This window comes from Streptomyces pallidus (ex Mingjun et al. 2026), assembly GCF_051550185.1.
In the GTDB taxonomy this organism is placed as follows: Bacteria; Actinomycetota; Actinomycetes; order Streptomycetales; family Streptomycetaceae; genus Streptomyces.
Genome location: NZ_CP196181.1, coordinates 4,645,810 through 4,670,858 on the forward strand (window position 1 = coordinate 4,645,810; position 25,049 = coordinate 4,670,858).

General features: G+C 72.1%; 22 protein-coding genes, 1 tRNA gene and 1 riboswitch. Of the genes, 14 read left to right on the forward strand and 9 right to left on the reverse strand.

The features are described 5' to 3' along the window. The first annotated feature begins 48 nt into the window (after positions 1–48). The gene (locus tag ACSHWO_RS20540; RefSeq protein WP_385844737.1) at positions 49–675 is read left to right on the forward strand and encodes a SurA N-terminal domain-containing protein; all 627 of its coding nucleotides are present in this window, start codon (positions 49–51) and stop codon (positions 673–675) included. 49 nt (positions 676–724) lie between these two features. Next, a complete protein-coding gene (locus ACSHWO_RS20545) occupies positions 725–1,732 on the forward strand; it encodes a nucleoside triphosphate pyrophosphohydrolase (RefSeq protein WP_385844734.1) in 1,008 nt (335 codons plus the stop codon). 73 nt (positions 1,733–1,805) lie between these two features. Here ACSHWO_RS20545 and ACSHWO_RS20550 read toward each other — a convergent pair whose 3' ends face one another. After that, positions 1,806–3,017, reverse strand: a complete 1,212-nt coding sequence (locus ACSHWO_RS20550) for a globin domain-containing protein (RefSeq protein ID WP_385844731.1) — start codon at positions 3,015–3,017, stop codon at positions 1,806–1,808. Positions 3,018–3,137: 120 nt separating this feature from the next. On the opposite strand from ACSHWO_RS20550, the gene ACSHWO_RS20555 reads away from it, so the two are divergent. From ACSHWO_RS20555 to ACSHWO_RS20585, 7 genes are all read left to right on the forward strand, one after another. Next, on the forward strand, positions 3,138–4,412 hold the full coding sequence (locus ACSHWO_RS20555; protein ID WP_361098973.1) for a cytochrome P450 family protein: 1,275 nt from the start codon (positions 3,138–3,140) through the stop codon (positions 4,410–4,412). Positions 4,413–4,514: 102 nt separating this feature from the next. Beyond that, positions 4,515–5,561 carry a transglycosylase family protein gene (locus tag ACSHWO_RS20560; protein ID WP_385844725.1) on the forward strand — a complete coding sequence of 349 codons (1,047 nt, stop codon included), beginning with the start codon at positions 4,515–4,517 and terminating at the stop codon, positions 5,559–5,561. Between the two features lie 276 nt (positions 5,562–5,837). Further along, a riboswitch (cyclic di-AMP (ydaO/yuaA leader) is annotated at positions 5,838–6,005 on the forward strand. A 2-nt stretch (positions 6,006–6,007) separates the two neighbouring features. Next, positions 6,008–6,721, forward strand: a complete 714-nt coding sequence (locus ACSHWO_RS20565; RefSeq protein WP_385844722.1) for a transglycosylase family protein — start codon at positions 6,008–6,010, stop codon at positions 6,719–6,721. A gap of 307 nt (positions 6,722–7,028) precedes the next feature. After that, positions 7,029–8,315, forward strand: coding sequence for a phosphopyruvate hydratase (eno, locus tag ACSHWO_RS20570; protein ID WP_361098981.1), 1,287 nt, complete (start codon positions 7,029–7,031; stop codon positions 8,313–8,315). A 145-nt stretch (positions 8,316–8,460) separates the two neighbouring features. Further along, a complete protein-coding gene (locus tag ACSHWO_RS20575) occupies positions 8,461–8,949 on the forward strand; it encodes an FtsB family cell division protein (RefSeq protein WP_385844715.1) in 489 nt (162 codons plus the stop codon). A 74-nt stretch (positions 8,950–9,023) separates the two neighbouring features. Next, a complete protein-coding gene (locus ACSHWO_RS20580; protein ID WP_438313634.1) occupies positions 9,024–9,581 on the forward strand; it encodes a DUF501 domain-containing protein in 558 nt (185 codons plus the stop codon). Then, the gene (locus ACSHWO_RS20585; protein ID WP_361098990.1) at positions 9,578–10,519 is read left to right on the forward strand and encodes a Ppx/GppA phosphatase family protein; all 942 of its coding nucleotides are present in this window, start codon (positions 9,578–9,580) and stop codon (positions 10,517–10,519) included. The genes ACSHWO_RS20580 and ACSHWO_RS20585 overlap by 4 nt, the downstream gene beginning before the upstream one ends. Positions 10,520–10,566: 47 nt before the next feature. Here the strand turns inward: ACSHWO_RS20585 and ACSHWO_RS20590 are convergent, their stop codons facing one another. Further along, a complete protein-coding gene (locus ACSHWO_RS20590; RefSeq protein ID WP_438313636.1) occupies positions 10,567–10,836 on the reverse strand; it encodes a type II toxin-antitoxin system RelE family toxin in 270 nt (89 codons plus the stop codon). After that, on the reverse strand, positions 10,833–11,105 hold the full coding sequence (locus ACSHWO_RS20595) for a type II toxin-antitoxin system Phd/YefM family antitoxin (RefSeq protein ID WP_134073792.1): 273 nt from the start codon (positions 11,103–11,105) through the stop codon (positions 10,833–10,835). Before ACSHWO_RS20595 ends, ACSHWO_RS20590 begins: the two co-directional genes overlap by 4 nt. A gap of 521 nt (positions 11,106–11,626) precedes the next feature. On the opposite strand from ACSHWO_RS20595, the gene ACSHWO_RS20600 reads away from it, so the two are divergent. Continuing rightward, the gene (locus tag ACSHWO_RS20600) at positions 11,627–13,006 is read left to right on the forward strand and encodes an NAD(P)/FAD-dependent oxidoreductase (RefSeq protein WP_438313639.1); all 1,380 of its coding nucleotides are present in this window, start codon (positions 11,627–11,629) and stop codon (positions 13,004–13,006) included. A 245-nt stretch (positions 13,007–13,251) separates the two neighbouring features. Further along, a complete protein-coding gene (locus ACSHWO_RS20605) occupies positions 13,252–14,703 on the forward strand; it encodes a class I SAM-dependent methyltransferase (protein ID WP_438313641.1) in 1,452 nt (483 codons plus the stop codon). Between the two features lie 107 nt (positions 14,704–14,810). Here ACSHWO_RS20605 and ACSHWO_RS20610 read toward each other — a convergent pair whose 3' ends face one another. Beyond that, complete coding sequence (locus ACSHWO_RS20610) at positions 14,811–17,366, reverse strand: ABC transporter permease (RefSeq protein WP_438313643.1); 2,556 nt, start codon at positions 17,364–17,366, stop codon at positions 14,811–14,813. 119 nt (positions 17,367–17,485) lie between these two features. Then, entirely contained in the window at positions 17,486–18,253 is a 768-nt protein-coding gene (locus ACSHWO_RS20615; RefSeq protein WP_438319187.1) for an ABC transporter ATP-binding protein, read from the reverse strand. Between the two features lie 488 nt (positions 18,254–18,741). Here ACSHWO_RS20615 and ACSHWO_RS20620 point away from each other — a divergent pair. Next, positions 18,742–18,826 (forward strand) — tRNA-Leu (locus ACSHWO_RS20620). A 403-nt stretch (positions 18,827–19,229) separates the two neighbouring features. After that, positions 19,230–20,078 carry a Bax inhibitor-1/YccA family protein gene (locus ACSHWO_RS20625; RefSeq protein WP_385844691.1) on the forward strand — a complete coding sequence of 283 codons (849 nt, stop codon included), beginning with the start codon at positions 19,230–19,232 and terminating at the stop codon, positions 20,076–20,078. A gap of 167 nt (positions 20,079–20,245) precedes the next feature. On the opposite strand, the gene ACSHWO_RS20630 is transcribed toward ACSHWO_RS20625, so the two are convergent. Then, entirely contained in the window at positions 20,246–20,476 is a 231-nt protein-coding gene (locus tag ACSHWO_RS20630) for a DUF4287 domain-containing protein (protein ID WP_385844686.1), read from the reverse strand. Between the two features lie 101 nt (positions 20,477–20,577). Between ACSHWO_RS20630 and ACSHWO_RS20635 the strand changes: the two genes are divergently transcribed. Continuing rightward, the gene (locus ACSHWO_RS20635) at positions 20,578–20,940 is read left to right on the forward strand and encodes a hypothetical protein (RefSeq protein WP_438313646.1); all 363 of its coding nucleotides are present in this window, start codon (positions 20,578–20,580) and stop codon (positions 20,938–20,940) included. On the opposite strand, the gene ACSHWO_RS20640 is transcribed toward ACSHWO_RS20635, so the two are convergent. The 3 genes from ACSHWO_RS20640 to ACSHWO_RS20650 form a co-directional block, all read right to left on the reverse strand. Further along, complete coding sequence (locus tag ACSHWO_RS20640; RefSeq protein WP_361099039.1) at positions 20,924–21,736, reverse strand: hypothetical protein; 813 nt, start codon at positions 21,734–21,736, stop codon at positions 20,924–20,926. The genes ACSHWO_RS20635 and ACSHWO_RS20640 overlap by 17 nt on opposite strands. A 442-nt stretch (positions 21,737–22,178) precedes the next feature. After that, positions 22,179–23,399, reverse strand: a complete 1,221-nt coding sequence (locus ACSHWO_RS20645; RefSeq protein WP_438313648.1) for an acetyl-CoA C-acetyltransferase — start codon at positions 23,397–23,399, stop codon at positions 22,179–22,181. Positions 23,400–23,942: 543 nt separating this feature from the next. Then, on the reverse strand, positions 23,943–24,965 hold the full coding sequence (locus ACSHWO_RS20650; protein WP_438313650.1) for an SGNH/GDSL hydrolase family protein: 1,023 nt from the start codon (positions 24,963–24,965) through the stop codon (positions 23,943–23,945). Between the last annotated feature and the right edge of the window lie 84 nt (positions 24,966–25,049).

A 25,049-nucleotide genomic window follows, 5' to 3' on the forward strand; every position in this document is an offset into this window, starting at 1 on the left:
CACGGCCTTTGTGCACCGACGCACAATCTCCCGGCCCTGGAGGCTCCTTTGCACCGTCGCACTGCGCTCTCCGTCTCCGCCGCCCTGCTCGCGGCGGCCCCCCTGCTCTCCGCCTGCTCGGGCGGGGCGCACCCCGGTACCGCGGCCGTCGTCGGCGGCGAACGGATCACCACCTCCGCGCTCCAGGCCCAGGTGAACGACGTCCGCGCCGCGCAGAACCGGACCGGTGGGGCCGCGGCCCAGCTGATCCAGTCCTCGCCGGGCCTGGAGCGGGTCAAGCTCAACAAGATGCTGCAGGCGGCCGTCCTGGAGCGGGCCGCGAAGGACGCGGGCATCACCGTCAGCCGGCGGGAGCTCGAGGAGTTCCGCGACGAGCAACTGCAGAGGGCGGGCGGCGCCGAGCGGCTGGAGGCCTCCGCCCTCGAACAGGCCTACCTGGCCCCCGGCCAGGTGGAGGCGGACCTCCGCTTCAAGCTGCTGCGCGACAGGCTCTTCGCCCACTACGGCAGCGAGACCAAGGCCGTGGAGCAGCTCGCCTCGGCCGCGAAGGACCTGCACATCGAGGTGAACCCGCGCTACGGGGTGTGGGACGCGCAGCAGATCATCCTCGGCGACCAGGTCACCCCCTGGGTCACCCAGCGGACCCGGCCCGGGCTGGCCCCCGCCGGGGCCTGAGCGCCCGGGGCCCGGCCGCGGGCGGCGGGGAGGGAGGTAGGTTCGGAGGGTGAACTCCCACGCCGCCGCCCCCGCCCCCGCCCCCGAGCCGGCCGACGAGACCGCCGCCGGCCGGATCGTCCTGCTCACCGCCAGCCACCGGGTCGCCCCCGGCCTGCTGTCCTGGCCGGCCTGGCAGACCCTGCACGCCGCGGACCGGGTGCTGTGCACCGATCCGGACCACCCGCAGCTGCCGTACCTGCGCGAGGCGGGAGTCGAGGTCGCCATCGACAGCCCCGACGCGCAGGGCCTGGTCGAGGCCTGCGCCGGCGGGCGCACCGTCGTGCTGATACCGGCCGGCGAGGGCGAGAAGCGGCTCACCGACGGCCTGGCCCGGATGGCCGGCTCCGGCCGGGTCGCGATGCCCGACCTGGAACTGCTGCCCGGCTCGTACGACCTGCCCGGCGCGCGGCTGCTCGACCTGGTCCAGGTGATGGACCGGGTGCGCCGCGAATGCCCTTGGACCTCGCGCCAGACGCACGAGGGGCTGGTGAAGTACGCGATGGAGGAGGCGTACGAGCTGGTCGAGGCCATCGAGGACGGGGACCGGGAGGAGCTGCGCGAGGAGCTCGGCGACGTCCTGCTCCAGGTGGTCTTCCACGCGCGGATCGCCGAGGAGCACCCGGACGAGCCGTTCTCCGTGGACGACGTGGCCGGCAGCCTCGTGGAGAAGCTGATCCACCGCCACCCGCACGTCTTCGGGGACGCCGAGGCGCGGACCGCGCAGGACGTGGCCGAGCACTGGCAGCGCACCAAGGCGGTGGAGAAGCAGCGGGAGTCGGTCACCGACGGGGTCCCGCTGGGCCAGCCGGGCCTGGCCCTCGCGGCCAAGCTGGCCGGGCGGGTCCGGGCGGGCGGCGTGGCCGTGGAACTGCCCGACGGCGAGGGCATCGGGTACGAGCTGCTGCGGATGGCGGCGCGCGCCGAGGCGGCGGGCGTCGACCCCGAGACGGCGCTGCGCGCCGCGGCCCGCGCCTACCGGGACGCGATCCGCGCGGCGGAGGGCGTCGAGGCGTAGCGCCCGGAACGGGCGGGGGCCGGCGGCGGCGCGGAACCGGTGGCGGCGCGGGCCCGGCCCGCGGTACGGGCGCTCAGCCGTGGCACGGGGCACGCCGTGACGGGTCCAGCCAGTGCGGGTCGGGGCGGTGCAGGAACCACTCGCCGAAGCCCGACGGCCGCCCCTGCGGCCCGCGGCCGGAGCCGGCGGCGGGCAGGGTGTCGTGGAAGATCCGGCCGGGCCGGGCGCCGAGCTCCTGGAGCAGGTGCACGGTCTCGTCGACGAACACGGGCGGGCCGCTGAGGTAGACGTCCTGGTCGGGCCAGCGCCCGCGGTGGCCGAGCGCCGTCGCCAGCCGGGCGGTGGCCTCGTCGCGGTGCCGCCCGGGGGCGGGCGTGATGTAGGTGACGGCGAGCCAGCGGAAGGCGGCGGCGTAGGCGTCGATCAGCGGGCGGTCGTAGAGGTGTGCGGCGTCCCGGGCCACGACGAAGAGCCGTACGGCCCGGTCGGGGGGATGGTCGGCGAGCTCCTCCAGGAGGGCCCGGACGGGGGCCCAGCCGGTTCCGGCGGCGATCAGGCTGACGGGCCGGTCGCCGCGGCGGAGGGTCAGCGCCCCGCCGGCCGCGCCGAGCCGGAGCATCTCGCCGGGACGGGCCTCGCGGACCAGGGCGGTGCTGAGCCGGCCGTGCTCGATGCGGCTGACGTGCAGGTCGAGGGTGCCGTCGGGGCGCGGGGCGTTGCCGATGGAGTACGTGCGCCAGGTCCGCGGGACGCGCGCGCTGCTCACGCTCGTGTACTGGCCGGGCCGGTAGCGGAAGGGGGCCGCGGGGCGCAGGGTCAGGACGCCGATGTCCTCGCCGTAGGTGAGGTGGCGCACGATCTCCGCGTCCCACCAGGGCGGGTCCTCGCCGGCGGCGGCGCCCGCGGTCATCGCGTCGGCGATCACCTGGTAGGCCTCGGACCAGGCCTTCTCCACGTCCGGGGTCCAGGCCGCGCCGGAGGCCTCGGCGAGCGAGGCGAGCAGGCTGGCGCCGACGGCCGCGTAGTGCTCGGGGCGGGCGAGGAACTTGCGGTGGTCCCGGCCGAGGTCGTGGAGGTAGGGGAGCAGGCTCTCGTGTTCCAGGTGGGCGATGACATGGGTGAGGGCGGCGAAGAGCCGGTCGCGCTGGCGCTGCATGTCGTGGGCGGAGGACGGGAAGAGCGCGCGGAGGGCGGGGTTGTGCCAGAAGAGGTGGGAGTAGAAGTACTTGACTGCGTGCTCGGCCCGCCTCTCCACCACCGCGAAGCTGCTTTTCAAGATCCTCACATCCACAGGAGGGAAGTAGGAACGGCGGACGGGGCGGCGTCAAGCATCAGCAGATCTGCGGATAGTCGCGACGAAAGGCCCATAGGGGACGGCGTCCGGCGGCCGGGATACCGTCGACGGGTGCACGAGCCGACCCCCGCAGCCCCCGAAGACCCCGCTCCCTCCCAGGGCCCGACCCTGTTCGACTGGGAGTTCGCGACCGACCCCTACCCCGCGTACGCCTGGCTGCGCGAGCACTCCCCGGTGCACCGCACGAAACTGCCCAGCGGGGTCGAGGCCTGGCTGGTCACCCGGTACGCCGACGCCCGTCAGGCCCTCGCCGACCAGCGGCTCAGCAAGAACCCGGCGCACCACGCGGAGCCGGCGCACGCCAAGGGCAAGACCGGGATCCCGGGGGAGCGCAAGGCGGAGCTGATGACGCACCTGCTGAACATCGACCCGCCGGACCACACCCGGCTGCGGCGGCTGGTGTCGAAGGCGTTCACCCCGCGCAGGGTGGCGGAGTTCACACCGCGGGTGCAGGAGCTGACGGACCAGCTGATCGACGCGTTCGCCGGGCGGGGTGAGGCGGATCTCATCCACGAGTTCGCCTTCCCGCTGCCCATCTACGCCATCTGCGAGATGCTCGGCGTACCGCGCGAGGACCAGGACGACTTCCGCGACTGGGCCGGGATGATGATCCGGCACGGCGGCGGCCCGCGGGGCGGGGTGGCCCGTTCGGTGAAGCAGATGCGGACCTATCTCGGGGAACTCATCCACCGCAAGCGGGACGATCTGGGCGATGACCTCATCTCCGACCTGATCCGGGCGAGCGACCACGGGGACCACCTGACGGAGGCGGAGGCCACCGCCATGGCCTTCATCCTGCTGTTCGCCGGCTTCGAGACCACCGTGAACCTCATCGGCAACGGCGTCCACTCCCTCTTCATGAACCCCGGCCAGCGCGCCCGCCTGCAGGAATCCCTCGCCGCCGGGGAGCGCGACCTCCTGCAGACCGGGGTCGAGGAGCTGCTGCGCTACGACGGCCCCGTGGAGCTGGCCACCTGGCGGTTCGCCACCCGACCGCTGACCCTCGGGGGCCGGGACATCGCCGTCGGCGACCCGGTCCTCGTGGTGCTCGCCGCCGCGGACCGGGACCCGGAGCGGTTCGCGGACCCGGACACCCTGGACCTCTCCCGCGCCGACAACCAGCACCTGGGGTACGGGCACGGGATCCACTACTGCCTGGGCGCTCCGCTCGCCCGACTCGAAGGACAGACGGCGCTTGCGACTTTGCTGACGCGTCTGCCCGATCTGGAACTTGCGGTTCCGTCAACTGACCTTCGATGGCGCGGTGGTCTGATCATGCGTGGCCTGCGCACGCTTCCCGTCCGATTCACACCCCGAAACATCTGAACACTTCCTGAAGGAAAGTCAGGTTCTTGCTCAACTTGTGACAATCGTTCGAAGGCCGCTAGGTTCTGCCGTTACCCAGCCGTTATGCGAAAGGTGCTGCACATGCGTTCCGGGAACGGCCGCCACAGACGCCCCCGCCAGGTACCCGCGATTGTCGTCACCGCCGGAGTCACAGGCTCCGCACTGGCCATGCCCCTGCTGGCCGCCACCGGTGCGAGCGCGGCAGAAGCCGCCACCTGGGACAAGGTCGCCGAGTGCGAGAGCGGGGGCACCTGGAGCGCGAACACCGGGAGCGGCGCCTACGGCGGGCTCCAGTTCACCCAGGAGGAGTGGAAGAGCGCGGGCGGCGAGGAGTTCGCCGAGCGCGCCGACCTCGCGAGCCGGTCCCAGCAGATAGCCGTCGCCGAGCGGGTGCTCGGCGGCCAGGGCCCCGAGGCCTGGCAGAACTGCGCCGCCCAGGCCGGGCTGTCCAAGGAGGCCCCCGCCGCGGACGTGGACCCCGGCGCCAAGGGCCAGTACCGGGCCGTCGGCCAGTCCCAGAGCCGCCCGGACTCCGAGGTGCCCAAGAACGGCTCCGGCAACCGGGCCACGGACTACGGCGCCCCGACCCCCGCGCCGGACTACACGCTCCCGCCCGCGCCCACGGGACCGTCCACCGGGCTGCCCGTCATGCCCGACCCGGACGGGACCACCACGGCCCCGACGGTCCCGCCGGTCTTCCCCGGCGACCCGACCGCCAACCCGGTCACGCCCACCCCGACCGCGCCGGGCACCCCCGGCACCCCGGACGCCTCCGCGCCCGGTACGCCGGGGTCCCCGAACCCGGGCGGCTCCCCGGGCGGCAGCCCGGCCGATCCGGCGAACCCCTCCGCCCCGTCGGCGCCGGGCACGCCGGGCGCACCGGGCGCCTCGACCGACCCGGGAGCCGTCCCGAGCACCCTCGGCACCGGCAAGCACCGTGGTGCGGCGGCCGTCGAGGCCTCGCCGGCCTCGTACACGGTCAAGGAGGGTGACAGCCTGGCGACCATCGCGAACACCAAGGGCGTGAAGGGCGGCTGGGGGGCCCTGTACAAGGCCAACGAGCAGGTCATCGGTGGTGACGCCAACCTGATCAAGCCGGGGCAGAATCTGGATCTAAACGGGCAATAGGTGCAGTTGGGTCACCTGGAAAGCGTCGAATGTCCGGTTCGTTCAAATGAGACATGCATCTCTTCCGGTCAACTGGCGTGTCCCGCCTGAAGGCTTGGGCAAACCCCGCCCCCACCTGCGCAAACACCCCGAAAAGCAGCGCAAGTAGGGGCCTTCTCTCCCCGATGTTCCTCGTTGAACATCGGGGAGAGTCATGTCTACGGTCTGAACCGCTCGCCACCGCGGGCCCCTTCGACCGCATCGCCGAATCCTGCCGGCGGGCGGAGGGAACACACGTCGCGTCAAGCGCCGAAGGCAGGAGCGGGGGAACCAACGTAGGTGCCGGGAAGAGCCGTTGAAAGACGGCGCGAACCGGCTTGGGGTGAAGCAGCGCGTCACAGCGCGGCCGGGCACTCATCCGCCCGAACCCGACAGCTCACCTCGCAGGCGTCGGTGAGGAGAACTCCATGCTGCTTTCGGGCAAGGGCAAGCACCGTCGCGCCACCGCCATCGAGCGGACCACCCGCATCGTGACCCTCGCCGGTGTCGCCGGTGTCGCCGTCGCCGCGCCGCTCATGGCCGCGGGCACCGCCTCCGCCGCCACGTCCTCGGAGTGGGACCGCGTCGCGCAGTGCGAGTCCGGCGGCAACTGGTCCATCAACACCGGCAACGGCTACTACGGCGGCCTGCAGTTCTCGGCCTCCACCTGGGCCGGCTACGGCGGCAAGGCGTACGCCCCGCAGGCCAACCAGGCCTCCAAGGCGCAGCAGATAGCCATCGCGGAGAAGGTCCTCAAGGGCCAGGGCAAGGGCGCCTGGCCGGTCTGCGGCAAGGGCCTGTCCAACTCGGCCTACACCGGTGGCGGTTCGACCACCACCAACAGCACCACCACCAAGTCGACTCCGAAGACCGAGACGACCAAGAAGACCCAGCCGAAGAAGACCGAGACCAAGAAGGAGACCTCCCGCACCGAGGTCCCCACGACCCGGTCCGAGCGCTCCGAGGCCCCCGCCCCGAAGACCGGCAACGGCTCCTACGAGGTCAAGGCCGGCGACACCCTCGGCACCATCGCCGAGGCCCACAACGTCAAGGGCGGCTGGGAGAAGCTCTTCGAGCTCAACAAGGACATCGTCTCCGACGCCGACCTGATCTTCCCGGGCCAGAAGCTGAAGCTCGGCTGAACATCCCGCGAAGCCCCGCGTGCGTGACCCGCGCGGACTTCCGCGGACGGTCACCGCACGTGTGAAGCACACCGCCCGGCGCGTATCCCCCCACGCGCCGGGCGGTGGTGCGTGCGCCCCCGACAGCGGTCGGAGGCAGCCCGAATGAGGGTCCGTATGTCCCGGAAGCGGGGTATTCGGGCCCTTTTTCGTCCCAGGGTCCGGGCGGTCGGCCAGCCGACCGCCCGGAGCCGGTTAGGCTCTAGGCGGCAAGGCCGGCCACGGCCTGACCCGCCACCGCACACCCAGCGTCACATCCCAGAAGGAGATGCTCGTGCCGTCCATCGACGTCGTCGTAGCCCGGGAAATCCTGGACTCCCGAGGCAACCCCACGGTCGAGGTCGAGGTGGGCCTCGACGACGGCAGCACCGGCCGTGCTGCCGTTCCGTCCGGCGCCTCCACCGGTGCCTTCGAGGCCATTGAGCTCCGCGACGGCGACCCGAACCGCTACATGGGCAAGGGCGTGGAGAAGGCCGTCCTCGCGGTCATCGAGCAGATCGGCCCGGAGCTCGTCGGCTACGACGCCACCGAGCAGCGCCTGATCGACCAGGCCATGTTCGACCTGGACGCCACCGACAACAAGGGCTCGCTCGGCGCCAACGCCATCCTGGGCGTCTCCCTCGCCGTCGCGCACGCCGCGTCCGAGGCCTCCGACCTCCCGCTCTTCCGCTACCTCGGCGGCCCGAACGCGCACCTGCTGCCCGTTCCGATGATGAACATCCTGAACGGCGGCTCGCACGCCGACTCCAACGTGGACATCCAGGAGTTCATGATCGCGCCGATCGGCGCCGAGTCCTTCTCCGAGGCCCTGCGCTGGGGCGCCGAGGTCTACCACACCCTCAAGAAGGTCCTGCACACCAAGGGCCTGTCCACCGGCCTGGGCGACGAGGGCGGCTTCGCCCCGAACCTGGAGTCCAACCGCGCCGCGCTCGACCTCATCGTCGAGGCCATCAAGCAGGCCGGCTACACCCCGGGCAAGGACATCGCGCTCGCGCTCGACGTCGCCGCGTCCGAGTTCTACAAGGACGGCAAGTACGAGTTCGAGGGCCAGTCCCGCTCGGCCGCCGAGATGACCGAGTACTACGCGGAGCTCGTCGAGGCGTACCCGCTGGTCTCCATCGAGGACCCGCTGTTCGAGGACGACTGGGCCGGCTGGAAGACCATCACCGACAAGCTGGGCTCCAAGGTCCAGATCGTCGGCGACGACCTCTTCGTCACCAACCCCGAGCGTCTGGCCCGCGGCATCGAGGAGGGCTCCGCGAACGCCCTGCTCGTCAAGGTGAACCAGATCGGTTCGCTGACCGAGACCCTCGACGCCGTCGAGATGGCCCAGCGCAACGGCTTCAAGTGCATGATGTCGCACCGCTCCGGCGAGACCGAGGACGTCACCATCGCCGACCTCGCCGTCGCCGTGAACTGCGGTCAGATCAAGACCGGCGCCCCGGCCCGCTCGGACCGCGTCGCCAAGTACAACCAGCTGCTGCGCATCGAGGAGATCCTCGACGACGCCGCGGTGTACGCCGGCCGCAGCGCGTTCCCCCGCTTCAAGGGCTGACGGCCCCGAGAGCTTCGAGGGCCGACGGCCCTGAGCCTCCGTACGTCCCCGCACTCGGTCCCGTACCGTGTGCGGGGACGTAGTGCGTAGTGCGTAGGAGTACGAGGGCGCGCGTCGGCGCGCGGACACCAGGGGAGGCGGACCAATGGCCGGGAACCGGGATCGGTTCTCCACCTTCTCCACCGCGACCAGGCTCAAGCAGCTCGGCGAGCGGACCGCGGCCCACGTCTACCGCTCGCAGAGCCGCCGCCAGGTCCGCCGCAGCCGACTGACCGGGCGGGCGGCCCTGCTCGCGCTGGTCCTCTGTACGCTGGTCGTCGCCCTGGCGTACCCGATGCGCCAGTACGTCTCCCAGCGCTCGGAGATCGCCGAGCAGCAGCGGGCGGCCGCGGCGGCCGGCAAACGCCTCGAACGACTGCGCGACGAGAAGGCCCGCTGGCAGGACGACGCGTACGCGGAGCAGCAGGCCCGCAAACACCTGCACTTCGTGCGCCCGGGCGAGATCAGCTACATCATGAACGACCCCGGGGCCGAGGTGGCCGAGCAGCGGCGCACCGGACAGGCCGGGGCCGACCGCCCCTGGTACTCGAACGTCTGGGACGGCGTCGACAAGGCCGACCGCCCCGGCGACTGACGCACCGCCGACCGGCAGCAGCACCAGAGCACCACCCCACCCGAACGACGAGAACGAAAAGACTTCCTCCAGGCATGCAGACGCCCCCGCCCCAGACCGACCGGACCGAGCCGACCGACGCGGACATCGAGGCGTTCGAGCAGCAGCTCGGACGCCCGCCGCGCGGGCTGCGGGCCATCGCCCACCGCTGCCCCTGCGGCCAGCCCGACGTGGTGGAGACCGCGCCCCGACTGCCCGACGGGACGCCCTTCCCCACGCTGTACTACCTCACCTGCCCGCGCGCGGCCTCCGCGATCGGCACGCTGGAGGCCAACGGCGTGATGAAGGAGATGCAGGCCCGCCTCGCGGAGGACCCCGAACTCGCCGCCGCCTACCGGGCCGCGCACGAGGACTACATCCAGCGCCGCGACGCCATCGAGGTGCTCCAGGGCTTTCCCAGCGCCGGCGGCATGCCGGACCGGGTGAAGTGCCTGCACGTGCTCGTCGGTCACTCGCTGGCCGCCGGCCCCGGCGTCAACCCGTTCGGCGACGAGGCCCTCGCCATGCTGCCGGAGTGGTGGGCGAAGGGCCCCTGCGTCACCCCGTGCGGCGGCGGTGGCGCGGCCGCGGAGCAGAAGGAGCCGGAGGCGTGACCCGGGTCGCCGCCATCGACTGCGGTACGAACTCCATCCGCCTGCTGGTGGCGGACTGCGACCCGGCCACCGGCGAGCTGGTGGAGCTGGACCGTCGGATGACGATCGTCCGGCTCGGCCAGGGCGTCGACAGGACCGGCCGGCTGGCCCCGGAAGCCCTGGAGCGCACCTTCGCGGCCTGCCGCGAGTACGCCCAGGTGATCAAGGAGCTCGGGGCCGAGCGGCTGCGCTTCGTGGCGACCTCGGCCTCCCGCGACGCCGAGAACCGCGAGGACTTCGTCCGCGGGGTCGTGGAGATCCTGGGCGTCGAGCCCGAGGTGATCTCCGGTGACGAGGAGGCGGAGTTCTCCTTCGTCGGCGCCACCAAGGAGCTGGCGGGCACGGACCACATGGACAAGCCGTTCCTGGTCGTGGACATCGGCGGCGGCTCGACCGAGTTCGTCGTCGGCGAGGAGCACGTCCGGGCGGCCCGCTCCGTCGACGTGGGCTGCGTACGGATGACCGAGCGCCACCTGGTCGTCGACGGCGAGGTCACCGACCCGCCGACCGCGCAGCAGATCGCCGCCGTACGGGCCGACATCGAGGCGGCCCTGGACCTGGCCGAGCAGACGGTCCCGCTGCGCGAGGCCCGCACCCTGGTCGGCCTGGCGGGCTCGGTGACCACGGTCGCCGGGATCGCCCTCGGCCTGCCGGAGTACATCTCCTCGGAGATCCACCACGCCCGCGTCCCGTACGCCACCGTCCGGGAGATCACCGAGCGGATGCTGACCACCACCCACGCCGAGCGGGCCGCCATCCCGGTCCTGCACCCGGGCCGGGTCGACGTGATCGGCGCCGGCGCCCTGGTCCTCCTGGCGATCATGGAACGCATCGGAGCCGAGGAGGTCGTCGTCTCGGAACACGACATCCTGGACGGCATCGCCTGGTCCGTCGCCTGACCCGTAGGAGCGCCCCCACCGGGGGCGCTCTTCCGCTTCCGCGCTGCTCAGGCGGAGCGGTAGACGTCGCGCCGGTCGCCGACCTTGACGACGAGGATGACGAGTTCGCCGTCCAGTACCTGATAGGCGATCCGGTAGCTGCCGACCCGGAGTCGATAGAGACCAGAGGGCCCGCTGAGCTTCTTGATCTCGGCATCCTCACGGAAGGGATCGTCACCGAGCATGGTCAGCGCGGTGAGGATGCGCATCGCGGCCGGCTTGTCGATCGCCCGGAGTTGCCGTTGCGCCGCGGTCGTGAACCGGAACGCGTACTTCACGCCGCGCCGTCACCCCGCTCACTGAACAGGTCGGCCAGCAGCTCGGCCATGGTCACGGTCGGACCGCCTTCGGCCAGCACGGCCTCCGCCTCGCGGGCGAGCAGTTCGTCGGCCGCCTCTTCGAGCGCGTTGAAGTCCGCGATGGGGACCAGGGCGGCCACCGGAGCGCCGTTACGGGTGATTATGGTCGGCGCGCCCTGTTCGGCCCGGTTGATGTGGTCCGCGAGATGGGCGCGGGCCTCGCGCACGGTCACAGCGTTCTCACTCATGACAGCAGTGTACGCGTGGGTGTGTACACGGGCCGGTCTCGGTGCGGGGCAGCTGCCGGTTCACCACTTCGGGCGCCCGGAGAGGGGTGAACCCGAGGGCTGGCGGCGGGGCAGAGGAATGTAAGGGGCTCAAGGGGGTTGAGGGGCCTTTACGGAGGTCTTACGTCCCTCACCCCGAAGAAACTTCGTGAAGTTCTTCACAAGGAAAAAGGCCCGACCGGGTCAAGTGGAGGGCCGTTCGGGGGGTTTGCGGGGGCCGGGGGTCCCTTTTGTGTGCGCGTTCGTGCGAACCGGCGAACGCGCCACGCATGGCCGGTATGGAGCCACGAACCCGGTGGTCTACTCCGCCCGAGGCCCTGGAGGCCAGTTCAGGGCGGGTGAACAACGAATCCCGTTACACCCTGGTTCCCGTTTCGCACCATGACCTGGGTCACGTGGGCGGCGCAGTGTAGCAGAGGCCCTGTCGGTTCTTGTGAAGGGGCTCACGAGCATCACCCCTTGGGGTGCTGGATACTCGTTCCATGAGCACCACGGAGCGTCCCAGGATCCTCGTTGTAGGAGGTGGGTACGTAGGCCTGTACGCGGCCAAGCGCATCATGAAGAAGATGCGCTACGGCGAGGCGACCGTCACGGTCGTCGACCCCCGGTCGTACATGACCTACCAGCCCTTCCTCCCCGAAGTGGCCGCAGGCAGCATCTCGCCTCGGCACGTCGTCGTCCCGCTGCGACGCGTGCTGCCCAAGGCTGAGGTTCTCACCGGCCGGGTCACCACCATCGACCAGGACCGCAAGGTCGCCGTCGTCACGCCGCTGGTCGGCGAGGCGTACGAGCTGCCCTTCGACTACCTGGTGATCGCGCTCGGCGCCATCTCCCGCACCTTCCCGATCCCCGGCCTCGCCGAGCAGGGCATCGGCATGAAGGGCGTCGAGGAGGGCATCGGCCTGCGCAACCACGTCCTCGAGCAGCTCGACAAGGCCGAGTCCACGACGGACGAGAACGTCCGCCGCAAGGCCCTCACCTTCGTCTTCATCGGCGGCGGCTTCGCCGGCGCCGAGACGATCGGCGAGGTCGAGGACATGGCCCGCGACGCCGCCAAGTACTACTCCACGATCAAGCGCGAGGACATGCGCTTCATCCTGGTCGACGCGGCCGACAAGATCCTCCCCGAGGTCGGGCCCAAGCTCGGCACCTGGGGCAAGGAGCACCTCGAGTCCCGCGGCATCGAGATCTACCTCGGCACCTCGATGGACTCCTGCGTCGACGGCCACGTCGTGCTGAAGAACGGCCTCGAGGTCGACTCCAACACGATCGTGTGGACCGCGGGCGTCAAGCCCAACCCGGCGCTGGCCCGCTTCGGCCTGCCGCTCGGCCCGCGCGGCCACGTCGACACCGCCCCGACCCTCCAGGTCCAGGGCACCGACTACATCTGGGCCGCGGGCGACAACGCCCAGGTCCCGGACGTCGCCGCCCGCAAGGCCGGGGTCGAGAACGCCTGGTGCCCGCCGAACGCCCAGCACGCGCTGCGCCAGGCGAAGGTCCTCGGCGACAACGTGGTGGCCGGCATGCGCGGCTTCCCGCAGAAGGAGTACTCGCACTCCAACAAGGGTGCGGTGGCCGGTCTCGGCGTCCACAAGGGCGTTGCGATGATCGTCATGGGCGGGATGAAGATCAAGCTCAAGGGCCGTCTCGCCTGGTACATGCACCGCGGCTACCACGGCATGGCCATGCCGACCTGGAACCGCAAGATCCGCGTCTTCGCGGACTGGACCCTCGGCATGTTCCTCAAGCGCGAGGTCGTCTCCCTCGGTGCTCTGGAGACCCCGCGCGAGGAGTTCTACGAGGCCGCCAAGCCCGCTCCGGCCCCGGCCGCCGCGCCGGCCGAGAAGGCCAAGGCCTCCTGACCCGGTCCTGACCGACCGGCCGCACGTCCCGTACGTGCAGCACGTCCCCGAAGGGGCCGCCCGCCATCCGTGGTGCGGGCGGCCCCTTCGGCGTACCCGGCATCCGGTCCTCCGCCTCCCGGGCGCCGCCGGTGGGCATTCGCGGTAGCGGCGTTACGGCTTCCGGGGGCCCTGGCGAACCGCCCCGCATGGCGCCGACGCCAGATGGGTAAGCCGTTTCGTCGGATGGTTTGGAGGTGCCGCCGATGACCGACGCCGCGCCGCGGCTGGCCGCTGTCACCGAGACCCTGCTGGGTGCCCCGCTGCCCGTCCGGATCCGGGCCTGGGACGGGAGCGAGGCCGGACCGCCGTCCGGGCCGGTCCTGGTCCTGGCCCGCCGCCGAGGCCTGCGCCGGATCCTGTGGCGGCCCGGCGAACTGGGCCTGGCCCGCGCCTGGGTGGCCGGGGACATCACCGTCGACGGGGACCTGTACGAGCTGCTGGACAAGGTGTCCGGCCTGCTCTGGGAGCGGGGACACGCCGCACTCCCGGCCGCCCCCGCCGCCACCCCGGCCGCGGTGGTCCCGGTGGCCGGCGCGGTCAACGGGATGCGGCCGCCGGCCCGCCGCTCCGGTCTGGCCAAGCTCACCGCCCTGCGCCCGAGCGCACTGAAGCCTCACTCGAACGGCTTCGCCGACGGGCCCGCCGGCACCGCCTCGATGCTGCGCGACCCGGCCGCCCGGGCCGCCGTACGCGACCTGGTGGCCCTGGCCCGGCCCTGGCCGGCGCCCGCGCCGCCGCCCGAGGAGGCCGTCCGCCGCGGCGGGGCGGTGCACAGCAAGGACCGCGACCGACGGGCGGTCAGTCACCACTACGACGTGGGCAACGAGTTCTACGAGCGGGTCCTCGGTCCCTCCATGGTGTACTCCTGCGCCTACTGGAGCCCCGGCTCCACCCTTGAGCAGGCCCAGCGGGACAAGCTGGACCTCGTCTGCCGCAAGCTGGGCCTGCGGCCCGGCGAACGGCTCCTCGACGTCGGCTGCGGCTGGGGCTCCATGGCGCTGCACGCGGCCCGCTCGTACGACGTCCGCGTCACCGGCATCACGCTCTCCCGCGAACAGGCCCTGTACGCCCGCAAGCGGGTCGCGCAGGAGGGGCTGGCGGACCGGGTCGAGATCCGGGTGCAGGACTACCGGGACGTCAAGGACGACCCGTACGACGCGATTTCGTCCATCGGGATGGCCGAGCACGTGGGAGCCGACCGCTACCGCGATTACGCCCTCGCCCTGCACGCCCTGCTCGCCCCCGGCGGCCGGCTGCTGAACCACCAGATCGCGCGCCGGCCCGAGCCGGACGAGGCCGCCTACCGCGTCGACGAGTTCATCGACGCGTACGTCTTCCCCGACGGGGAACTCTCGCCGCTCGGCACGACCGTCGGCGAACTGGAGCGGGCCGGCTTCGAGGTCCGGGACGTGGAGGCCCTGCGCGAGCACTACGGCCTCACCCTGCGGGCCTGGGTGACCCGCCTGCAGGAGCACTGGGCGGATGTCGTCCGGCTGACCTCGCCCGGCCGGGCCCGGGTGTGGCTGCTGTACATGGCTGCCTGCGCACTGGGCTTCGAGCGGGGCCGTCTGGGCGTCAACCAGGTGCTGGCCGTGCGCCCGGAGCGGGGCGGGGCGTCGGGACTGCCGCTGCGGCTGCGCACCTGGAGCGCGTGAGGCCCGTACGCCGTACGCCCGGCGCCGGATACGCGGACGGGCCCCGGGGCGGGGTGCCCCGGGGCCCGTGCTGGTCCCTCGCCGTTCCGGCGACGGTCGGGCGGCGGCTACTCGGTCTTGATCGCCGTCAGCATGTTCAGCTTCGCCGCGCTGCGCGCCGGCCACATGGCGGCCAGGATGCCGACCACGGCGGCCAGCAGCAGGAAGACGCCGATCCGGTCGAACGGGATCACCAGCTCGTAGTGCGGGATCGTGGACTTGAAGGTGCGGCCCAGCGCCCAGGCGAGGAAGGTGCCGAGGCCGATGCCGAGCACCGCGCCGAAGAGCGAGATGACCACGGCCTCCAGGCGGATCATGTTCTTGACCCGGCCCTGGTCGAGGCCCACCGCCCGCAGCATGCCGATCTCCTGGGTCCGCTCGAAGACCGACATCGCCAGGGTGTTGACGACGCCGAGGACCGAGATGACCAGGGCCATGCCCAGCAGGCCGTACATCAGGTTCAGCATCGTGTTGATCATGCCGCCCATCTCGTTGCGGATGTCCTGCTTGTCCGCGATCTTGATGGCGGGGTTGTTGCCGAGGGCGTCGATGACCTTCTGCTCGTTGGCCTTGGACTCGCCGCCGGCCATCTTCACGAAGACCTCGCGGACCTGCGCCTTCTCGCCCTCCGGGACGGGCAGCAGCTTGGCGTCCAGGACGAACGGGGAGACGAGCTCGCTCTCCTCGAAGATCGCGGCGACCTTCAGGGTCTTCTTGGCCGCGGCGCCGTCGAAGACGGCCTCGACGGTGCTGCCGACCTTGAGCCCGGCCTTGTCGGCTGTCTTGTCGGCGACGGCGACCTGACCCTGGGCCAGACCGGCCACCGAGCCGTTGACCACCTTGAAGTTGACCAGCTTGTCGATGGTGGCCGGGTTGACGCCGGAGGCGGCGTGGAAGCGGCCGTCGGAGCCCTTGAAGAACCCGGCCTGCTGACCGGAGACGGCCGTGACGCCCTGCGTCTTCTCCAGCGCGGTCAGCACCGACGGGTCCAGGTCGCCGCCGCTGGCCATGGTGAGCATGTAGTCGGCGCGGATCTGGTCCGTGGTGGAGCGGTCGACGGCCTTGCCGACGGTCACGCCGAGCACGGTCAGGCCGGTGACCAGGGTCAGGCCGATGGTCAGCATGCCGGCGGTGACGCCGGTGCGGCGCGGGTTGCGGACCGCGTTGCGGGCGGCCAGGTTGCCGGCGACGCCGAAGACCCGGTTGAGCAGCGGGCGGACGACGGCGATCAGCGGCCGCGACAGCATGGGGATCAGCACCGCGACGCCCAGGAGGGTGAAGAACGCGCCGCCGCCGATGATCCAGCGGCCCGTCTCGCCGCCCTTCGAGGAGCCCCACAGGATCAGCGCGAAGCCGATGCCGGTCAGGACGCCGCCGATGCTGTTGAGGACCACCAGGCCCTTGGCGCTCTGCGGCAGGTGCGCGCTGCCCATGGCCGCGACGGGCGGGATCTTGGAGGTGCGGCGGGCGGGCAGCCAGGCGGCGAGCACGGTGACGACCACGCCGACGAGGATCGCGGTGATCACGGCGGTCGGGGAGACGACCAGCGGGCCGGCCGGGATCTTGGCGCCGAAGCTGCCCATGGCGCTGCGCAGGGCGACGGCCAGGCCCACGCCGAGGGCGAGGCCGAGGGCGGAGGCGACGACGCCGACCAGCAGGGACTCGCTCAGCACGGACCGGCGGACCTGGCCGCGGGTGGCGCCGACGGCGCGCAGCAGGGCCAGTTCCTTGGTGCGCTGGGCGACCAGCATGGTGAAGGTGTTGTAGATGAGGAAGATGCTGACGAAGAGGGCGATGAAGCCGAAGGCGAGCAGGCCCGTCTTGACGCCGCTCATGCCCTTCTCGATGTCCTTGGCGTTGCGCTCGGCCAGGGCGGCGCCGGTCTGGGCCTTGGCGTCCTTGCCGACGACCGGGGTGACCTCGGCGAGCAGCTTGCCGGCGTCGGCGCCGGGCTTGGCCGCGACGGCGAGCTCGGAGTAGTAGCCGGGGGCCAGGTAGAGCTCCTGGGCGACCTTGGCCTCGAAGAGCACGAGCGAGCCGCCGGCGTTGACCGCGCCGTCCTCGGTGGTGAAGACGCCGGCCAGGGTGTACTCCTTGACCGGGCCGTTGGTGGCCACGCGGACCTTGTCGCCGACGGAGTAGCGGCCGGCCTTCGCGGAGGCGCTGTCCAGGGCGATCTCGTCGGCCTTGGCCGGGCCGTGGCCGTCGGTGAAGGCGTAGCGGGGGTCCTTGCCGTCCTTGACGGGGGCGAAGTTGGCGCCCTGGTTCGCCCAGCCGGTGCCGATCAGCTTGCCGCTCGGGTCGGCGACGCCGGCGAAGCCGGAGACCCGGCCGGAGACGGAGTCGACGCCGCCCAGCTTGGCGACCTTGTCGAGGGTCTGCTGGCTGATGCCGGGCTCGCCCTCCTCGCGGGTGCCGTCCTCGGCGCGGCCGGGGCCGTAGTGGGTGACGGAGACGGCGACCCCGTCGTAGCTCTTGCGGGACTGGTCGGACATCGCCTTGCTGACGGTGTCGGTGAACACGAACGTGCCGGAGACGAAGGCGGCGCCGAGCATGACGGCGAGCACCGTCATCAGCAGGCGGGCCTTGTGCGCGAGCACGTTGCGCAGGGCGGTACGGAACATGGGGAATCCAGAAGTCGAGGTGGTCCGCCGGGAGGGCGGGCAGGAGACGCGGCCGGGCGGCGCGGCGCGGCGCGGGCGTGCGCGTGCGGGAGGCCGGGAGGGCCCGGAGGGCCGGGACGTCAGCTGGTGCGGCCCTTGGCGTCGAAGGCCTTCATGCGGTCGAGGACCCCGTCGGCGGTGGGGCTGATCATCTCGTCGACGATGGAGCCGTCCGCGAGGAAGATGACGCGGTCCGCGTAGGAGGCGGCGACGGGGTCGTGGGTGACCATGACGACGGTCTGGCCCAGCTCGCGCACGGAGTTGCGCAGGAAGCCGAGGACCTCGGCGCCGGAGCGGGAGTCGAGGTTACCGGTGGGTTCGTCACCGAAGATGATCTCGGGACGGGAGGCCAGGGCGCGGGCGACGGCGACGCGCTGCTGCTGGCCGCCGGAGAGCTGGGTGGGTCGGTGGCCGAGGCGGCCGGACAGGCCGACCATGTCGATGACGTTGTCGAGCCACTGCTGGTCGGGCTTGCGGCCGGCGATGTCCATCGGGAGGGTGATGTTCTCCAGCGCGGTCAGGGTCGGCAGCAGGTTGAAGGCCTGGAAGATGAAGCCGATCTTGTCCCGGCGCAGCTGCGTCAGCTGCTTGTCCTTGAGGCTGCCGAGCTCGGTGTCGCCGATGCGCACGGAGCCGGAGGAGAAGGTGTCGAGTCCGGCGACGCAGTGCATCAGGGTCGACTTGCCGGAGCCCGAGGGGCCCATGATCGCGGTGAACTGGCCCTGGCCGAAGTCCACGGACACGTTGTTGAGGGCGACCACCTGGGTTTCTCCCTGGCCGTACACCTTGGAGAGGCCGGTGGCCCGGGCCGCCACGGCGAGGGCGGTGTGCGGGGCGGCGTAGTTCATGGCGGTCACGGCAAGAGACTCCTCGGGCGGCGGACCGGGCTGCGGTCCGCAGGGGACGGCGGGACTCTTCCATCGTCACCGCGGGAACCTGGCGGGGGATCAGCCGAGGTGCCCGTTCGACGGCCCACTGGAGTCTGATCGGGGGGCGGCCCACGTCCTCCTCTGGTATGACGGCGACCCCGACGCCGGCCGGTGCACGGGACCGCGGGCAGGCCGCCCGCAGCGTCGCGCACCGGGCCGGACGGGGGCTTTCGGGGGTGGGGTGGCCCGGGGTGGCGCAAGGGCCCGGACGGGCCATCGAAATCCCGTCATTCCCGTTTTGGAGGTGATCGCCCCCGGAAACGGGCCGACCGCGCCTTCTCGCTCCTGACGCGCTATCAAGCGCCAATAAAATCAGACAACATCGACTCAAGAGCCCGTTCCCGACCAGGGCGTTCCCGATAGGCTCGGTACAGCGTCCAGTTCTTCGCGCGGACCCGCATCACCCTGCCCGGATGGTGGAATGCAGACACGGCGAGCTTAAACCTCGCTGGCCTTGAGGTCGTGCCGGTTCAAGTCCGGCTCCGGGCACCACGCATCACGGCCGATCTGCCGGTGTACACCGGGAGTTCGGCCTTTTTCGTGCCCGGCTCCGGGCTCCGGCTCCGTGCCCCGGTCCCGCCGGGCGCGCGCCCGCGCGGCCGGCGCGCACCCCGGCGCCCCCGCCGGGTCGGCCCGCGCCCCACCGCCCCGCTGCACGCCCCCGCCCGCCCCTGCCGAACGGCCTCGTCGGCGCGCCGCCCATCATCCTCAAGGCGCTCCAGCGGTCCGTCCGCGCCTCCGGCGGGCGGGTCCGGCGCCACCGGTGCGCCCCCGCAATTACCCCCTGCGGTTGTCCGCGCCTTCTCCTAAGATCCTCCTCCAGCAGTAGGGCCATTCTTTTGCTAACGCATTACTCTTGACGCAAGGCCGCGCACGGTGGCCATGGAGGAGTGAGATGAGGAGCAGTAACCCGGTCTTCTCGCGACGGGGGTTCAGCCGCGACAACGGTGCCTACGCCGGCTTCGAGGCGCAGCACCAGCAGGCCGGGGCCAACCCGTACGCGACGAATCCTTACGCCACCGACCCGACCACCGGGATGCCCCCGGCCCCGGCGCGCGCCAACGCGATGACCATGGACGACGTCGTGAGCCGTACGGCCATGACGCTCGGCACGGTCGTCCTCACCGCGACCCTGGCCTGGCTCGCCCTGCCCGTCGACCCGATGAACCTCGGCAAGTCCTACGGCATCGCCGTCGGCGCCGCGCTCGTCGCGATGGTCCTGGCGCTCGTCCAGACCTTCAAGGCCAAGGCCTCCCCGGCGATCATCATCGGCTACGCGGCCTTCGAGGGCGTCTTCCTCGGCGTCATCAGCGCGGCCACCAGCACCTACATCGGCGCCGGCGTGGTCATCCAGGCCGTGCTCGGCACGATGTGCGTCTTCGCCGCCGTGCTGTTCGCGTACAAGATGCGCTGGATCCGCGTCACCCGCCGCTTCTACGGCTTCGTGATGGCCGCCGCCATGGGCTTCATGCTGCTCATGGTCACCAACCTGCTGTTCTCGCTCTTCGCGGGCGGCGACGGCCTCGGCTTCCGCAGCGGCGGCCTCGGCATCGCCTTCGGTCTCCTCGGCGTCGTCCTCGGCGCCTGCTTCCTCGCCCTGGACTTCAAGCAGGTCGAGGACGGCGTGACCTACGGCGCCCCGCGTGACGAGGCCTGGATGGCCGCCTTCGGCCTCACCATGACGCTGGTCTGGATCTACCTGGAGCTGCTGCGCCTGTTCCAGATCCTCTCCGGCGACGACTGACCGGACCGGGGCCCCGCGGGCCCGCACGGCACGGCGCGCACGCCGTGGCACGACGAGGGGAAGGCCCCGCGAGCACCGCTCGCGGGGCCTTCCCGCGTCGTGGAGGGAGGGGGAACGGCGGGGGGCGAAGACCCGACGGGGGATCAGGGGCCGGTAGCGGAACGGGCTCAGCCGAACCTGCGGGCCGCCCTGCGCAGGTCGTACTCGTGGATGATCGCCTTCGCCTGGCCGTACGACAGCTCGTGCGCGCCGCGCAGCCAGCTGACCTTCTCCTCGAACCGGATGAGGGAGGGGCCGTCTTCGACGGTCCGCAGCCATTCGGCGAGGTCGCGGCCGGTGCTCCGGGGAATTCTGTCGATCATGTTGCGGTGGGTCTGCTCGGAGAACTCTACGGACATGGGCGCCTCCGGAAGGTGTGCCGTGCTGTTCTCTTCACGTCACCGTGCCGGAGAGTTCGCCCGTTGGCAATGGCGCCGGGGCGGCGCGTAAGGTCGGCCGGGTGCTCGATACCTCGCCCCTGACCGCCGCCGTGGAACGCTTCGCCGACCGGCTGCGCGCCATGCCCCAGAGCCGCCTCCAGCAAGGAGCCGCCGCCGAGGCCCTCCAACTGGCCCGGGAGCTCTCCGTACGGGCCCAGCGGCTGGAGGAGCCCCACCGGGCGGCTGCGGCGCGGGAGATCCCGGACGCGGGGATCTTCGTCGTCGGGGACCAGGTCGCGGTCGCCGGACTCGACCTCGCGGAGGCACTGCGTGCCGCCGCCGCTGACGCCGCGGAGGCACGGGGAACGGCGACGGCCCCGTCCGAGATCCTGGACGAGGCCGTGCGGCTGGTGGAGCAGGCGGACGTCAGAGCGACGCGATGACGCGGTCCGCGAGGATGTAGACGTTGTTGTCCGGATCCTGCGCGTCACCGCCGCAGGAGAAGGTCAGCGCGTAGGCACCCGAGATGCCCGAGCCGCCCAGCAGGACCGGCGCCGTGCCGGAGCGGAGCGCCTCGGCGAGGCGCTCCGCCGTCTCCCGGTGGCCCGGGGTCATGCACAGCGTGGTCCCGTCGGTGAACACGTACACGTCGAGCGTGCCGAGCGGGCCCGGACGGACGTCCGCGAGGGCCGTACGGGCCTCCGCGAGCTCCTCCAGGCGGCTCACCGTCCGCTCGTGGTCGACACCGGCGGCCGGCGGCTGCGCCGGGACGAAGTCCGGGTGCGAGGGGTGGCGCCGGCGGGCGGCGGCCAGCTCGGGGGAGTCCTCGGGGTACTCGTCCGCCACCTCCTCGCCGAGTACGGGCTCCAGCCCCACCAGGTCCGCCTGGCGGGGCAGGAACACGGCCGGGGCGTCGTCCCCGAGCCCAGGCAGCCCGCCCAGCAGCGAGGGCGCGTCGGCGGCGTCACGGGCCTCCTGCGCGGCCCAGAAGGCCCGCGCCTCGGCGAGCTCGCGCTCACGCTCCTCGGCCAGGGCCTCGGCCACGGCGGCCCGTATCTCGGCGGCGGGGGACTGCACGGCGCTGCGGGCGTGCGGGACGCTCGCACCGCGCGACTGGGCCGGAACGGCCAGCTCACCGCGCAGGGCCGTGACCTGCTTGCGCAGGCCGTGGACAGCGTGCAGCGCAGCAGCGCCCACGGCCGCAGCGACGGCCGTGGTCAGCAGCAGGGCAAGAGACATGGCGCTCACTGACTAACTCCTGATGTGACTCGATCCCCCGACTTCCTACATCAGAGTGTCCTGACATGGGAATGGCGTGCAGTGCATTACGTCACGAAATGGACAGGGCTTTCGTCACACCAGACGTACAGCTCACTACCCTGACCTGGGGAAATGCCAAACCCCCAGGACGAAGGTCACATCCTGGGGGAATTTCGGTCACGGGTCGGCCGCGAGGGGATTGGAACCGGCGTCAGCAGGCCGCAAGAGATCAAGCGGATCCCTTGCGGCACTTGAGCTTCGCCTGCGCTGCGGGCAGGTGCCGCCCTCGTTCCTCGGGCGACCCCTACCCTCCGCTACGGCTCAGCTCAGCCGCTCGTCTTCTCGGTCGCGCTGAGCTTCGCCTGCGCTGCGGGCAGGTGCCGCCCTCGTTCCTCGGGCGACCCCTACCCTCCGCTACGGCTCAGCTCAGCCGCTCGATGACCATGGCCATGCCCTGGCCGCCGCCCACGCACATCGTCTCGAGGCCGAACTGCTTGTCGTGGAACTGGAGGCTGTTGATCAGAGTGCCGGTGATGCGGGCACCGGTCATGCCGAAGGGGTGGCCGACGGCGATGGCGCCACCGTTGACGTTCAGCTTCTCCAGCGGGATCTCCAGGTCCCGGTACGACGGGATGACCTGGGCCGCGAAGGCCTCGTTGATCTCGAACAGGTCGATGTCGCCCACCGTCAGGCCGGCCCGCTCCAGGGCCTGCTTCGACGCCTCGACCGGGCCCAGGCCCATGATCTCGGGGGAGAGCGCGGTCACACCGGTGGAGACGATCCGGGCCAGCGGGGTCAGACCCAGCTCCCGCGCCTTGGTGTCGCTCATGATGACCAGGGCCGCGGCGCCGTCGTTCAGCGGGCAGCAGTTGCCGGCCGTCACCAGACCGTCCGGGCGGAAGACCGGCTTCAGGCCCTCCACGCCCTCCAGGGTGACCCCGGCGCGCGGACCGTCGTCCTTGCTGACCACGGTGCCGTCCGGGGTGGTGATCGGGGTGATCTCCCGCTCCCAGAAGCCCTTCTTGATCGCTTCCTCGGCCAGGTTCTGCGAGCGCACGGCGAACTCGTCCATGTCCCGGCGGGTCACGCCCTTGAGGCGGGCCAGGTTCTCCGCGGTCTGACCCATCGCGATGTACGCGTCCGGGACCAGGCCGTCCTCGCGCGGGTCGTGCCAGGTGGAGCCCTCGGACTGGGCGACCTCGGCCGTGCGGGCCTCGGCGTCGGCGAACAGCGGGTTGTGCGTCTCGGGCAGGCCGTCCGAGGTGCCCTTGACCGAGCGGGAGACGGTCTCCACACCCGCGGAGACGAACACGTCGCCCTCGCCCGCCTTGATGGCGTGCAGGGCCATGCGGGAGGTCTGCAGCGAGGAGGAGCAGTAGCGGGTGATGGTCGTGCCCGGCAGGTAGTCCATGCCCATCTGCACGGCCACGATGCGGGCCAGGTTGTGGCCCTGCTCGCCGCCGGGGAGGCCGCAGCCGAGCATCAGGTCGTCGATCTCCCGCGGGTCCAGCTCGGGGATCTTGGCAAGGGCGGCCTGGATGACGGTCGCGGTCAGGTCGTCCGGGCGGACGTCCTTGAGGGACCCCTTGAAGGCGCGCCCGATCGGGGACCGGGTGGCGGAAACGATGACTGCTTCGGGCATCGGGGCTCCAAGGGTGAGTTGCGGCTCATTGCGGACCGGATGCGAAGTTACCGGCCCGTACGGTCGAGGTCATCGGGTGGCAGGTGTGATGCCGGTCGCTCCGCGGGTGGGGTGGGGCCCTGCGGGGCGGGGGCCGGGGGCGGGCCCCGCCCCCAGCATGCCCCTGCCCCGGCGGGCCGACGCCCCGCCTCTGACCGGCCGCGGTGCCCGCGTGCCCCTGGAAGCCCCCAGACGGGCCGTCCGCGCAGTTCCCCGCGCCCCTGGTGGGGCTGGGGCGCGCTTCTCGCGTGCGGGCCGTGGGTGGTTGCTCGCGCAGTTCCCCGCGCCCCTGGGGGCGGGCCGTGGGGGTTGCCGGCGCGGTTCCGCGAGCCACTGGACGGTGGCTGTGCCTGCAAGGCCGGGGCTGTGGGGTAAGGGGCGCGGGGAACTGCGCGAGCGGGCACCGCCGGCCCGCACCCGGGCGCGGTGCCCGCGGCCCGGGCCGTGCCCGTACGGTCGGCGGCGCCGGCGCAGCCACGGGCCGGGGCGGTGCGGGGGCCGGGGTCAGGCCTGGGTCGGGGTGGGGGACTCGGCCGGGACCCGCCGGCGGCGGCGGTGCTTCAGCAGGGCCCACGGACCACGGGCGGCGGTCACCTCGGTACCCGCCTGCCCGGCGGCGGCCGACGCGGCCTTGGCCACCGGCAGCATGTCCTCGTTCCGGGTGATGTCCAGCCGGTCGGACTCCGGCCACAGCGACAGCGCCGCGCACACTGTCGGCAGGATGGCCATGGCCGCCGTGGCGTACCCCTCCGCCGAGGGGTGGTAGGAGTCCGGGCCGAACATCTCGCGCGGGTTCGCGGCGAACTCCGGGCCCAGCAGGTCGCCCATCGAGAGCGTACGGGCGCCCAGCGCGACCACCCCTATGGTCTGGGCGGCGGCCAGCTGCCGCGAGACCCGCCGGGCCAGCCACCGCAGCGGCTGGTACACCGGCTCGATCGTGCCGAGGTCGGGGCAGGTGCCGACCACCACCTCGCAGCCGGCCAGCCGCAGCCTCCGTACCGCCGAGGTGAGGTGTCGGACGGACTGCGTCGGCGGCATCCGCCGGGTCACGTCGTTCGCGCCGATCATGATCACGCAGACGTCCGGGGCGGGCGCGTCCCCGGGGCCGTCTCCGCCCAGCAGCAGTCCGACCTGCCGGTCGAGGTCGTCCGACATGGCCCCGGACAGGGCCACGTTCCGCAGTTCGACGGGACGCTCGGCCACCGCCGCCAGACCCGAGGCCAGCAACGCGGCCGGTGTCTGCCGGGCCCGGTGCACCCCGAGCCCGGCGGCCGTGGAGTCGCCCAGCATGGCCAGCCGCAGCGGACCCGGCCCCGGGCACCCCGGGCCGTCGGCGGGCCCGCCGAACTCGCTCCCGTACAGCCCGTCGGCGCGCGGGGGGTCGCCCAGCCCGGTCCCGACCGTGCGCTTGGCGAACTGGACCTCCGCCAGCACCAGTCCGACGGCGGCGACCCCGACCAGTCCGAGCCCGCCTCCGCCGTACGCCGCTCCCGCCGCGATCCGGCGGGCCGTCCTTGCCCTGGACACCCTGCAAGCCACCTCCTGGTCTTGTTGACCTTCCTGCCCCGTACTCCCTGTCGGCCAATCCCTTTCCGCATACTCTGGCCATGT